Here is an 11596-nt window from a genome sequence, read left to right on the forward strand (position 1 = left end):
TTGCTAGTTCGGCAGCACCGCGCCCGTCGCCTGCCAGCGCGCGACGTAGCCGGGCAACTCGTGCATGTCGTCGAATACGTGACGCGCGCCGATCCCGCGCAGCGCGTCGATCTGGGCCGCCGACGCGTGCCCGCCGCCGACGAAGCCGAGCACGGTCATGCCGGCCGCGGCCGCCGCGGTGATGCCCGTCACGCTGTCCTCGACCACGAGGCAGTGCGCGGGCGCCGCGCCGAGCGAGTGCGCGGCCGCGAGGTACACGTCGGGCGCGGGCTTGGGCCGCGCGACGGCATCCGCGCAGAACAGCCGGTCGCCGAAGAAGCGCGCGAGGCCCGTGCGCGCGAGCGCCGCCTCGACGTATGCGCGGTAGCTGTTGCTCGCGCAGGCCGTCGTCAACGGGATCGCGGCCAGCGCGGTGTCGATGCCGTCGACCATCGGCGCATTGACGGCCGCCGCCTCGACCGCGCGGCGGATCGCGTCGACGTCGGCGGCCGACAGCGTGCGGCCGACGGCCTCGCCGGCACCGGCCAGCACGCGCTCGATGCGCAGCCCGAGCAGCGGCATCACGGCCGGCCGCGCGTCGACGCCCGGCCAGCGCGCATCGAGTTCGCGCACGATCACGTCGGCGGCCACGGCCTCGCTGTCGATCAGCACGCCGTCGCAATCGCAGATCAGGACGTTCGCGCCGTGGCCGGCAGCCCCCTCGCCGGCCGCGCTCATTTGACCGCCCCGAACGTGAGCCCGCGCACGAGCTGCTTCTGCGACAGCCAGCCGACGATCAGGATCGGCGCGACCGCGAGCAGGGAAGCGGCGGACAGCTTCGCCCAGAACAACCCTTCGGGGCTCGAGTACGACGCGATGAACACCGTCAGCGGCGCGGCGTTCGAACTCGACAGGTTGATGCTCCAGAACGCCTCGTTCCACGACAGGATCACGAGCAGCAGCGCGGTGGACGCGAGCCCCGGCAGCGCCATCGGCATCAGCAGGTAGACGATCTCCTGCCACGTCGACGCGCCGTCGATGCGCCCGGCCTCCAGGATGTCCTTCGGGATTTCGTTGAAGTACGTGAAGGTCATCCACACCGCGATCGGCAGGTTGATCAGCGTGTAGACGATCACGAGCCCCGATACCGTATCGAGCAGCCCCGCGTTCTTCCACAGCAGATAGATCGGCACGAGCACGCCGACCGACGGCATCATCTTCGTCGACAGCATCCACAGCAGCACCTTCTGCGTGCGATGGTTCGGAAAGAACGCCATCGCGTAGGCGGCCGGCACCGCGAACAGCAGCGAGATCACCGTGACGCCGGCAGAGATCAGCACCGAATTCCACGCGAACGCGAAGTAGTTGCTGCGCGCGAACACCTCGCGGAAGCTGTCGAGCGTCGGCATGAAGAACAGCGTCGACGCGTAGGCCTGCTGCTCGGTCTTGAACGCGGTGATCGCCATCCAGAAGATCGGGAAGAACAGCAGCAGCGCGATCAGCCACGCGAGCGTGCCGGGCAACGCGCGCCGCACGAGGTCGAACACGGCCGGCCCGCGCCGGCCTTCGAAGGTCAGGTCGCTCATTTCTCGTACTCTCCCTTCAGGTTGCGCGCGAGCATCCGCACGAGGAAGAACGACACGACGTTCGCGACCACCACGGCGATGATGCCGCCCGCGGACGCGAGGCCGACGTCGAACTGCTGCAGGCCCAGCGCGTAGATCAGGTAGGACAGGTTGGTCGTCGCGTCGCCCGGGCCGCCGCCCGTCGTCGTATAGATTTCCGCGAAGATCGACAGCAGGAAGATCGTCTCCATCATCACGACCACGGCGATCGCACGCTTCAGGTGCGGCAGCGTGATGTAGAAGAACATCGCGATCGGGCCCGCGCCGTCGATGCGCGCGGCTTCCTTCTGCTCCTGGTCGAGCGACTGGATCGCGGTGAACAGGATCAGGAACGCGAACGGCAGCCACTGCCACGCGACGATGATGATCACCGCGGTGAGCGGGTAGTCGGCGAACCAGTCGATCGGCGTCATCCCGAGCGCGCGCATCGCGTTCGCGACGAGCCCGTACACCGGGTGCAGGATCATGTTCTTCCAGATCAGCGCGGAGACCGTCGGCATCACGAAGAACGGCGCGATCGCGAGCAGCCGCGCGACGCCCTGCCCGTAGAACTTGCGGTCGAACAGCACGGCCATCAGCACGCCGCCGACCACCGTGATCGCGAGCACCGCGCCGATCAGCACGAGCGTGTGCCAGATCGCGGGCAGGAACGACGGATCGGTCGCGAGGAAGCGGTAGTTGTCGAACCCGGCAAAACCTTTCACGTCCGGGTTCAGCAGGTTGTAGCGCGAGAACGAATACCAGATCGTCATCGCGAGCGGAATCGACATCCACAGCAGCAGCACCGCGACGGACGGCGACACGAGCCAGCTCGCGCCGCCGCGCGCACGGCGCGGCGCGCCCGGCGGCGACGACGCGTCGCCGACCGACGGCGCGTGGGCGTGACTCAGGGGAAGACGCAGGTGACGCATGATCGGAGTCCCTCCGGTTGATGCGCGGGCGCGAACGGCCTGCCCGCCTTTCGGCTTCGCCAGCCCGCGGTGTGCAACGGCGCACGCCGCGGGCCGCGTGACTGCCGGCGCGTTACTTCTTGTAGCCGGCCTGCCGCACCGCGCGGTCGGCGGCGGCCTGCCCGGCGGCGAGCGCCTGGTCGACCGTCATCTGGCCCGCGACCGCGCCCGCGATCGACTGGCCGACCACCGTGCCGAACGACTGGAATTCAGGAATCCCGACGTACTGCACGCCCGTGTACGGCACCTTCTTAAGCGACGGATCGTTCGGGTCGGCCGTCTCGATCGCCTTCAGCACGAAGTCGGAGAACGGCGCGGCGGCCTTGTACTCGGGGCGCTGGTACGTCGACGCGCGCGTGCCCGGCGGCACCGATGCCCAGCCCTCGTCCTTGCCGACCATCTCGATGTACTGCTTCGACGTCGCCCACGCGATGAACTTGCGCGCGGCGTCCTGCTGCTTCGACGTCTTCGGCACGGCCAGCGCCCATGCCCACAGCCAGTGCGAACCCTTCGGCGTGGCGGCCACCGGCGCGGCCGCGAAACCGATCTTGTCGGCCACCTGCGACTGCTGCTTGTTGTAGAGCATGCCGGCCGCGACCGTCGCGTCGATCCACATCGCGCACTTGCCCGAGGCGGTCAGCGTCAGGTTCTCGTTGAAGCCGTTCGAGCTCGCTCCCGGCGGGCCGTCCTTCTTCAGCAGGTTCACGTAGAACGAGATCGCCTTCTTCCATTCGGGCGACGTGAGCTGCGCGTTCCAGTTCTCGTCGAACCAGCGCCCGCCGAACGTGTTCACCACCGTCGACACGTACGCCATGTTCTCGCCCCAGCCGGCCTTGCCGCGCAGGCAGATCCCGTAGGTGCCCTTCGCCTTGTCGGTGAGCTTGTCCGCGAATTCGGCGATCTGGTCGTAGGTCGGCTGGTCGGGCATCTTCAGCCCCTTCGCCGCGAACAGGTCCTTGCGGTAGAACGTCATCGAGCTTTCGACGTAGAACGGCAGCGCGTAGAGCTGGCCGTTGTACGACAGGCTGTCGCGCGCGGTCTTCACGATGTCGTTCAGGTCGTAGTCGGCGGGCAGCCCGGTGATCGGCGCGAGCCAGCCGCGCTTGCCCCACTGCGGCGTCTCGTAGGTGCCGATCGCCATCACGTCGAACTGGCCGCTGCCGGTCGTGATGTCGGTCGTCGCGCGCTGGCGCAGCACGTTCTCCTCGAGGATCACCCAGTTCAGCTTGATGTCGGGGTTCGCCTTCTCGAACGCCGGCGACAGCTTCTTCAGCTCGATCATGTCGGGGTTGTTCAGCGTCGCGATCGTCAGCGTGCCGGCGGACGCGGCGCAGGCCGCCGTCGCGAGCGCGGCTCCGGCAAGGCAGCGTGCGGCGGCGTCGAGCATCTTTCGTTGCATGGCATGTCTCCTGTGTTTGTTCGAAGTGTCGTCGGTGTTGCGTGTTGCGTCGTTTCCTTCGCGGCCCGTCATGCCGGCCGCTGCATCCCGCACGCGCGCGCATAGTGCGCGATCACGTCGCGTATCCGGTGGCGCACCCAGGCGCGCGGCTCCTGCGCGAGGCCGCCCGCGCGGCACGCCGCATAGACGTCCGGCAGCCACTGCGCGACGAGCGTCTCCGGCACCGGCTGCCGCGCGAGGTTGCCGAACAGCTGCTCGACCGCGGCCGCGACGGCCGGCTGCAGCCAGTAGTAGCGGATCCGGTCGCTGTAGCTGAACTGGCGCGCGAGCCGCTGCTCGGCCTCGTCGCCGCGGTAGTACGGCACCCAGTGCTCGGGCTGCGCGCGCATCGCGGCGTCGACGACCTCCCGCAGCCGCGAGCGCTGCGCGACGTCGTCGATCAGTGCCTCCTCGATGAACGTCAGCGCGAACAGCGCCTCGCGCAGCGCGAACGTCAGCGCCGGGCCGACCTTCAGCACCGCGAAGTGGTCGCGCACGAGCGCGGCGAGCGCGCCTTCGGTCTGGTAATCGGTCGAGTGCGCCTCGAACACGAGGCGCGGTGTCTGCAGGATACTCGCGCCGAGCGACGCCGCCTTCGCGCTGTCGTAGTCGAGCACGTGGCGATCGTCGAAGTCGACGCCCGGCTGCGCGACGACCGCGACCACGCGTGTCCATGCGTCGTCGAGCCCGGCCGCCGCGAACGCGCGGCGGTGCGCGTCGAGCGTCGCCGCGACGCTGTCGCTGCGCGTGACCGAGATCCGCGCGATCGCCGCATCGTCCGCTTCGTTCGCGCCGCCGCTCACTTCGCCGCCCGGCGTCGGCACCTCGGTGCCGATCACGTAGACGGGCGCGAGACCGGCACGCGCCGCCGCGTCTTCCGCCGCGCGGCACAGCTCGGCCGCGCGCGCGGCGATCGTGCGATCGTCGAGCCGCACCGGATCGTCCGCGCACGCCATGCTCGCATCGAGGTGGATCTTCTCGAAGCCGGCTTCGACATACGCGGCGACCATCGCGACCGCCTCGCGCATCGCGTCGGCCGCGCGGCGGTGCCGCCACGGGTTCGGGCCGAGATGGTCGCCGCCGAGCACGAGCGCCGACGGCGCGAGCCCGCAACGCGCGGCGATCGCATCGACGTCGCGGCGAAAATCGGCGGGCGTCATGCCCGTATAGCCGCCGAGATGGTTCACCTGGTTGCAGGTCGCCTCGATCAGGAGCGGCGAGCCGTCCGCGCGCGCGGCTTCGCACGCGGCCTCCAGCACGAGCCGGTGCGCGCTGCAGATCGAATAGATGCCGCGCTGCGCGTCGGCGCGGTTCGCGTCGAAGATCATCCGCAGCACCGCGTCCGCGTGCGCGGTGCGCGGACGGTCGGCAAGGGTCGTCAGGCCGGACATGCGATACCTCGTTCGGTCAGGAAACGGTCGATCTCGGCCGCGTCGCTGTTGCCCTCCATCGGGCCGCGCCGCGTCACCGCGATCGCGCCGGCCGCGTTCGCGCGGCGCAACGCGGCATCGATCGGCACGCCCGCGACGAGGCTCGCGACGAGCGTGCCGCCGAAGCAGTCACCGGCACCGGTCGGGTCGACTTCGTCGACCGGAAAGGCCGGCGCGTCGACGCGGTTCGCGCGATCGAACGCGACGCTGCCTTGCGCGCCGCGCTTCAGCACGACGCGCTCGAGCAACGGGTGCGTGGCGAGCAGGCCCGCGATCGCGCGCTCGGCCGGTTGCGGCCCGCAGAAGAACGGCAGGTCGGCCTCGCTCGGCAGGAACAGGTGGCACGCGGCGAGCATCTCGTCGAGCGCCGCGCGCATCGGGCGAAAGCTCAGCATCTCGGGGCGCACGTTCGGATCGAACGACACCTTCGCGCCGGCGCGCGCGGCCTCGATCACGCCGCGCTGCACGGCCGCGATCGCCGATTCGCTCGTCAGCGACGAGCCCATCACGTGGAAGTAACGGCAGCCGTCGAACATCGCGGCATCGACGTCGGACGCATCGACGCACGCGGCCGCGCTGGTGGACAGCGTGAAGACGAAGCTGCGCGAGCCGTCGTCGCGATACGCGACGAACGCGGTGCCGGTCGGGCGCGCGACGCGGCGGATGCGCGCGACCTCGACGCCGTCGCGTTCGAGCCGCGCGACGATCGCGTCGCCGAACGCGTCGCGGCCGACGCAGCCCGCATACGCGACGCGCGCGCCGAGCCGCGCGGCCTGGTCGGCGAAGATCGCCGGCGCGCCGCTCGGGAACGGCCCCGCGAACAGGCCCGGCGTATCGAAGCCCTGGCCGCGCTCGGCGGCGACGAATTCGGCGAGCAGTTCGCCGGCCACGACGATCTCGGCCATCAGGCGTGCCCTCCTCGTCCGACCGCGGCCGCGTCGTCGCGGGCCGGCCGGCAGGTTGCGCGTGCGAGCGACATCACGTCAGCTCATCCAGTTGCCGCCGTCGACGTTCAGCGTCTGGGCGGTGACGTAATCGGCGTCGGCCGATGCGAGGAACAGCGCGGCGCCCGTCAGGTCGCCCGGCACGCCCATGCGGCCGAGCGGCACGGCTTCGCCGACGAGCCGCTTCTTCTCGCCGAGCGGCCGGTTCTCGTAGCGCGCGAACAGCGCATCGACCTGCTCCCACATCGGCGTGTCCACCACGCCCGGCGCAATCCCGTTCACGTTGATCCGGTGCGGCGCGAGCGCGAGCGCGGCCGACTGCGTATAGCTGATCACCGCGGCCTTGGTCGCGCAGTAGTGCGAAACGAGTGCCTCGCCGCGACGGCCGGCCTGCGACGACATGTTGACGATCTTGCCGCCGCGGCCCTGCTCGACCATTCGCTGCGCGACGGCCTGCATCAGGAAGAACAGCCCCTTCACGTTGACCGAGAACAACCGGTCGAACACGTCCCACGATTCGTCGAGGAGCGGCCGCATGTCGAACAGCGCCGCATTGTTGAACAGGATGTCGACGCCGCCGAAGCGCTCGACCGCCGTGGCGACGATCCGCTCGATGTCGTCGCGGCGCGTGACGTCCGCGGTGACGGCCACCGCGCGGCCGGGGTTCGCCTCGATCAACCGCGCGAGCGAGCCGCCGGCGGGCTTCAGATCGACCAGCACGCAGCGCGCGCCCTCGTCCAGATAGCGTTGCGCGACCGCCTCGCCGATGCCGCTTGCGGCGCCCGTCAGGATCGCGACCTTGTCTTCCAGTCTCACTGGCTGTCTCCGGTTTGTTCTGCTGTACGACGGTCGCGAGGTGAGCGAACGCTCGCAAACCGATCAATTGCTCTGTTTGTGATCGAATGATCGGATACGCGATTCACGCTGTCAAGGCGACGCGACGGCTTTCTATGACGCGCTGCGGCACAACCGCGCACGACGGCGGCCCGTCGCGCACGCCCGGCAAGGCGCCGCGCACGCGGTGCGGCGCAGTGGGATCGACGGTGAAGGGGACGGAGCGAGGCAGGAAACGGGGAATTCACGCTGCACGGCGCGACGATACGTTATATCATCGCGATACTGTGTTTCATCGCCCTGCTTTACGCCATGGCTACCTCATCGTCCATTGACGCCCGGCTGTCCCGGGCCGACGCATTCGCCGCCGAGCACGGGCTCGCGTGGACGCCGCTGCGCCGCCAGGTCTACGAGCGCGTGCTGGCCGCGCAGCGCCCGATCGGCGCGTACGACCTGCTCGCCGAACTCGAACCGCAACGCGGCCGCGTGCCGCCGACGACCGTCTATCGCGCGCTGGATTTCCTCGTCGAGCACGGCTTCATCCACCGGATCGAATCGAAGAACGCGTTCTTCGCATGCTGCGAGATCGGCGTGCCGCACGAAGGCCAGTTTCTGATCTGCGATTCGTGCGGCGACACCGTCGAGATTCCCGGCGGCGACCTCGCGAAGCAGTTGTCCGCGAGCGAACCCGCGCACGGTTTCGAAGTTCACCACCAGGTCGTCGAGCTGAGCGGCCTGTGCGGACACTGCAAGCGCAAGCCCGCGCAGCGCTGACGCCGAATCGCGCGGCGCACGCGCCGCCCTTCCAACGAGGAGTTCCATGTCCATTGCCCTGAAGCGCCGCACGCCGCGGCGTGCCCTGTCGCCTGTTCGCCGCGTCGCCGCCGCGTTCGCCACGCTCGCCGCGCTGTCGCTCGCGGCGCCCGCGTTCGCGCAGGCCGCGACCGTCAACGTCGTCGCCGCCGAGAATTTCTACGGCGACGTCGCGACGCAGATCGGCGGCAGCCGCGTCGCGGTCACGAGCATCCTCAGCAATCCCGACCAGGATCCGCACCTGTTCGAAGCGAGCCCGAAGACGGCTCGCGCGCTGCAGCACGCGCAGGTCGTGATCTACAACGGCGCCGACTACGACCCGTGGATGGCCAAGCTGCTTGGTGCGTCGAAACAGGCGAAGCGCGCGACGATCGTCGTCGCCGACCTCGTCGGCAAGAAGGCCGGCGACAACCCGCACCTGTGGTACGACCCGGCGACGATGCCCGCCGCCGCGCGCGCGATCGCCGCCGAGCTCGGCCGTGCCGATCCGGCGCACAAGGCCGAATACGATGCGAACCTGCAGAAGTTCGTCGCGTCGCTGAAGCCCGTCGACGACCAGGTCGCCGCGCTGCGCGCGAAGTACAAGGGCGTGCCCGTGACGGCCACCGAGCCGGTATTCGGCTACATGTCCGACGCGATCGGTCTCGACATGCGCAACCAGCGGTTCCAGCTCGCGACGATGAACGACACCGAGGCCAGCGCGCAGGACGTCGCCGCGTTCGAGAACGACCTGCGCAAGAAGCAGGTGCGCGTGCTGATCTACAACAGCCAGGCCGAAGAACCGATGACCAAACGCATGCTGAAGATCGCGCGCGACGGCGGCGTGCCGACCGTCAGCGTCACCGAGACGCAGCCGGCCGGCAAGACCTTCCAGCAATGGATGGCCGGCCAGCTCGACGCGCTCGGCGCCGCGCTTTCCGCCGGCAAGCCATAAACGACCGTAACGACATGACCGCCACTCCCCATGCACTCGCCGTCGATCGCGTCACGCTCGAACTGGGCGGACGCACGATCCTGCGCGACGTCAGCTTCTCGATCGAGCCCGGCGAATTCGTCGGCGTGCTCGGGCCGAACGGCGCGGGCAAGACGACGCTGATGCGCGCGGTGCTCGGGCTCGTGCCCGTGTCGGCCGGCACGCTGTCCGTCGGCGGCGTGCCGGTCGTGCGCGGCAACCCGTCGATCGGCTACATGCCGCAGATCAGGAGCGGCCTCGCGAACCGCCGGATGCGCGGCTACGACTTCGTCGCGATGGCCGCCGACGGCCACCGCTGGGGGCTGCCGCACACGAACGCGGCCACGCGCCGCGACGTCGACCGCGTGCTCGATCTCGTCGGCGGCCCGACGCTCGCGCGCCGGCCGCTGTCCGAGCTGTCGGGCGGCGAACGGCAGCGCCTGCTGCTCGCGCAATGCCTGCTCGGCAATCCGAAGCTGCTGCTGCTCGACGAGCCGCTGATCAGCCTCGACCCGAACCACCAGCGCGGCGTCGTCGAGCTCGTGCGCACCGTGCAGCGCGAGCTCGGCATCACCGTGCTGTTCTCCGCGCACGAACTGAATCCGCTGCTGAACGCGCTCGATCGCGTGCTGTATCTCGGCAACGGCGTCGCGGCGCTCGGCACCGTCGACGAGGTGATCACGAAGCCCGTGCTGTCGCGGCTCTACGGGTCGCCGATCGACGTGATGCGCGTGAACGGCAAGATCTTCGTGATGTCGGGCGACGTCGAGATCGAGAAGCACGACCACGAACACGAGGACGACGACGGCCACTCGCACGGCGGCGGCCACGGCCACCACCACCACGGACACGCCCATCCCGGGCATTCGCACGATGTTTGACTACGACTTCATGATCAACGCCTTCGCGGCGTCGGGGATCGTCGCGGTGCTCGCGGGCATCGTCGGCTACTTCCTGGTGCTGCGCGGGCAGACCTTCGCCGGCCACGCGCTGTCGCACGTCGGCTTCACCGGCGCGACCGGCGCGGTGCTGCTCGGCATCTCGCCGATCTGGGGAATGGTCGGCTTCACGCTCGCGGCCGGGATCGGGATGGGCGCGCTCGGCGAAAAGCTCGCGGGCCGCGACGTCGCGATCGGCGTGATCCTGTCGGGCGCGCTCGGCTTCGGCTTGCTGTTCCTGCATTTCTATACGTCGTTCGCGACGCAGGTCACCGCGCTGCTGTTCGGCAACGTGCTCGCGGTCAGCCACGACACGCTCGCGGTGCTCGCGGGCATCGGCGCGGTGAGCCTCGCCGCGCTCGCGCTGATCGCGCGCCCGCTGCTGTTCGCGTCGCTGCAGCCCGAGCTGGCCGAAGCGAAGGGCGTGTCGCTGCGCACGGTGTCGATGCTGTTCCTCGCGGTGTGCGCGCTCGCGGTGGCCGCGGCGACGCAGATCGTCGGCGTGCTGCTCGTGTTCACGCTGCTGGTCGGGCCGGCCGCGGCCGCGCAGAACGTGTCGACGCGCTTGTCGACGGGCGTGCTGCTCGCCGCGCTGTTCGCACTGTTCGAGGCGTGGGCCGGCATCGTGCTCGCGTATCACACCGACTGGCCGACGAGCTTCTGGATCACCGCGCTGTCGGCGCTCGTGTACGGCGCGAGCCTGTTGCGGCGCAACTGACCGCCGCCCGACGCGAAATCAAAACGCCGGCGTGCCCGAAGGCAGCGCCGGCGTTTTTTATTGCCCGCGAATTCGTGCGGCGCGCCCCGTGCGCGACCGGCTTCCCTCTCCGCTCACCCAACCAGCACACGCGCATGATGCGCAATGTGATCAGCGATGAACGTCGAGATGAAGTAGTAGCCGTGGTCGTAGCCCGGATGACGGCGCAGCGTCAGCGGCTGGCCGGCCTTCGCGCAGGCGGCCTCGAACACGTCGGGATTCAGCTGGTTCGCGAGGAATTGATCGGCCAGCCCCTGGTCGACGAGGATGCCTTCCGCGAACTTCGGCGCATCGGCGCGCGCGACGAGCTCGCTCGCATCGTGCGCCTTCCAGGCGTCGCGATCGTCGCCGAGGTAGCCCGAGAACGCCTTTTCGCCCCACGGGCAGCGCGTCGGCGCGGCGATCGGCGCGAACGCCGACACCGACCGGTACAGGCCCGGATGGCGCAATGCGAGCGTCAGCGCGCCGTGCCCGCCCATCGAGTGGCCGAAGATCCCGAGCCGCGCGCCGTCGATCGGCAGCTCGGCCGCGACGAGCGCGCGCAGCTCGCCCGTCACGTACGACTCCATCCGGTAATGCGCGGACCACGGCGCCTCGGTCGCATCGACGTAGAAGCCCGCGCCGACGCCGAAATCCCACGCATCGGTCTCGCCCGGCACGCCCGCGCCGCGCGGGCTCGTATCGGGCATCACGAGCGCGATGCCGTGCTGCGCCGCGTACTGCTGCGCGCCGCCCTTGATCGCGAACGTCTCGTCGGTACACGTGAGGCCCGCGAGGTAGAACAGCGCCGGCACGCGGCCGTGCGCCGCCTGCGGCGGCAGGTACACCGAGAACTTCATCGGCAGGCCGATGGCCGCCGAATCGTGACGGTAGAAGCGCTGCTCGCCGCCGTGGCACGCATGCGAGGAAACGAGTTCGAGCATGACGGTGCGCTCC

The 11596-nt window shown here is 69.8% G+C and carries 12 protein-coding genes; 4 read left to right on the forward strand and 8 right to left on the reverse strand.

Annotation, left to right across the window (positions count from 1 at the left end; genetic code table 11):
• Positions 1-3: 3 nt before the first annotated feature.
• The 7 genes from AC1VVG_RS13780 to AC1VVG_RS13810 form a co-directional block, all read right to left on the reverse strand.
• Complete coding sequence (locus tag AC1VVG_RS13780; RefSeq protein ID WP_124609878.1) at positions 4-717, reverse strand: HAD family hydrolase; 714 nt, start codon at positions 715-717, stop codon at positions 4-6.
• Positions 714-1565, reverse strand: coding sequence for a carbohydrate ABC transporter permease (locus AC1VVG_RS13785; protein WP_034190527.1), 852 nt, complete (start codon positions 1563-1565; stop codon positions 714-716). Before AC1VVG_RS13785 ends, AC1VVG_RS13780 begins: the two co-directional genes overlap by 4 nt.
• On the reverse strand, positions 1562-2515 hold the full coding sequence (locus tag AC1VVG_RS13790; protein ID WP_006496497.1) for a carbohydrate ABC transporter permease: 954 nt from the start codon (positions 2513-2515) through the stop codon (positions 1562-1564). Before AC1VVG_RS13790 ends, AC1VVG_RS13785 begins: the two co-directional genes overlap by 4 nt.
• Positions 2516-2627: 112 nt before the next feature.
• Positions 2628-3953 (reverse strand): ABC transporter substrate-binding protein, encoded by a 1326-nt coding sequence (locus AC1VVG_RS13795; protein WP_034190525.1) that lies wholly within the window; start codon positions 3951-3953, stop codon positions 2628-2630.
• A gap of 68 nt (positions 3954-4021) precedes the next feature.
• Positions 4022-5383: a D-tagatose-bisphosphate aldolase, class II, non-catalytic subunit gene (locus AC1VVG_RS13800; RefSeq protein ID WP_482835763.1), complete on the reverse strand. Its 1362-nt coding sequence runs from the start codon at positions 5381-5383 to the stop codon at positions 4022-4024.
• Positions 5371-6327, reverse strand: a complete 957-nt coding sequence (locus tag AC1VVG_RS13805; RefSeq protein ID WP_034190523.1) for a sugar kinase — start codon at positions 6325-6327, stop codon at positions 5371-5373. The genes AC1VVG_RS13800 and AC1VVG_RS13805 overlap by 13 nt, the downstream gene beginning before the upstream one ends.
• A 78-nt stretch (positions 6328-6405) precedes the next feature.
• Complete coding sequence (locus tag AC1VVG_RS13810; protein WP_034190522.1) at positions 6406-7182, reverse strand: L-iditol 2-dehydrogenase; 777 nt, start codon at positions 7180-7182, stop codon at positions 6406-6408.
• Positions 7183-7512: 330 nt separating this feature from the next.
• On the opposite strand from AC1VVG_RS13810, the gene AC1VVG_RS13815 reads away from it, so the two are divergent.
• From AC1VVG_RS13815 to AC1VVG_RS13830, 4 genes are read left to right on the forward strand one after another with little or no spacing between them, the layout of a single operon-like run.
• On the forward strand, positions 7513-7974 hold the full coding sequence (locus tag AC1VVG_RS13815) for a Fur family transcriptional regulator (RefSeq protein WP_011546084.1): 462 nt from the start codon (positions 7513-7515) through the stop codon (positions 7972-7974).
• A 46-nt stretch (positions 7975-8020) separates the two neighbouring features.
• The gene (locus AC1VVG_RS13820; RefSeq protein WP_049033514.1) at positions 8021-8947 is read left to right on the forward strand and encodes a metal ABC transporter solute-binding protein; all 927 of its coding nucleotides are present in this window, start codon (positions 8021-8023) and stop codon (positions 8945-8947) included.
• Positions 8948-8961: 14 nt separating this feature from the next.
• Positions 8962-9846, forward strand: coding sequence for an ABC transporter ATP-binding protein (locus AC1VVG_RS13825; protein ID WP_049033512.1), 885 nt, complete (start codon positions 8962-8964; stop codon positions 9844-9846).
• The gene (locus tag AC1VVG_RS13830) at positions 9839-10621 is read left to right on the forward strand and encodes a metal ABC transporter permease (protein WP_034190519.1); all 783 of its coding nucleotides are present in this window, start codon (positions 9839-9841) and stop codon (positions 10619-10621) included. The genes AC1VVG_RS13825 and AC1VVG_RS13830 overlap by 8 nt, the downstream gene beginning before the upstream one ends.
• A gap of 113 nt (positions 10622-10734) precedes the next feature.
• On the opposite strand, the gene fghA is transcribed toward AC1VVG_RS13830, so the two are convergent.
• A complete protein-coding gene (fghA, locus tag AC1VVG_RS13835) occupies positions 10735-11583 on the reverse strand; it encodes an S-formylglutathione hydrolase (protein WP_034190518.1) in 849 nt (282 codons plus the stop codon).
• Between the last annotated feature and the right edge of the window lie 13 nt (positions 11584-11596).

This window comes from Burkholderia sp. L-4, from assembly GCF_056856535.1.

What these genes read in the sequence shown, in the direction of transcription:
- AC1VVG_RS13780 (WP_124609878.1), bottom strand. Translation starts at nt 717, where the DNA reads ATGAGCGCGGCCGGCGAGGGGGCTGCCGGCCACGGCGCGAACGTCCTG.
- AC1VVG_RS13785 (WP_034190527.1), bottom strand. Translation starts at nt 1,565, where the DNA reads ATGAGCGACCTGACCTTCGAAGGCCGGCGCGGGCCGGCCGTGTTCGAC.
- AC1VVG_RS13790 (WP_006496497.1), bottom strand. Translation starts at nt 2,515, where the DNA reads ATGCGTCACCTGCGTCTTCCCCTGAGTCACGCCCACGCGCCGTCGGTC.
- AC1VVG_RS13795 (WP_034190525.1), bottom strand. Translation starts at nt 3,953, where the DNA reads ATGCAACGAAAGATGCTCGACGCCGCCGCACGCTGCCTTGCCGGAGCC.
- AC1VVG_RS13800 (WP_482835763.1), bottom strand. Translation starts at nt 5,383, where the DNA reads ATGTCCGGCCTGACGACCCTTGCCGACCGTCCGCGCACCGCGCACGCG.
- AC1VVG_RS13805 (WP_034190523.1), bottom strand. Translation starts at nt 6,327, where the DNA reads ATGGCCGAGATCGTCGTGGCCGGCGAACTGCTCGCCGAATTCGTCGCC.
- AC1VVG_RS13815 (WP_011546084.1), top strand. Translation starts at nt 7,513, where the DNA reads ATGGCTACCTCATCGTCCATTGACGCCCGGCTGTCCCGGGCCGACGCA.
- AC1VVG_RS13820 (WP_049033514.1), top strand. Translation starts at nt 8,021, where the DNA reads ATGTCCATTGCCCTGAAGCGCCGCACGCCGCGGCGTGCCCTGTCGCCT.
- AC1VVG_RS13825 (WP_049033512.1), top strand. Translation starts at nt 8,962, where the DNA reads ATGACCGCCACTCCCCATGCACTCGCCGTCGATCGCGTCACGCTCGAA.
- AC1VVG_RS13830 (WP_034190519.1), top strand. Translation starts at nt 9,839, where the DNA reads ATGTTTGACTACGACTTCATGATCAACGCCTTCGCGGCGTCGGGGATC.
- fghA (WP_034190518.1), bottom strand. Translation starts at nt 11,583, where the DNA reads ATGCTCGAACTCGTTTCCTCGCATGCGTGCCACGGCGGCGAGCAGCGC.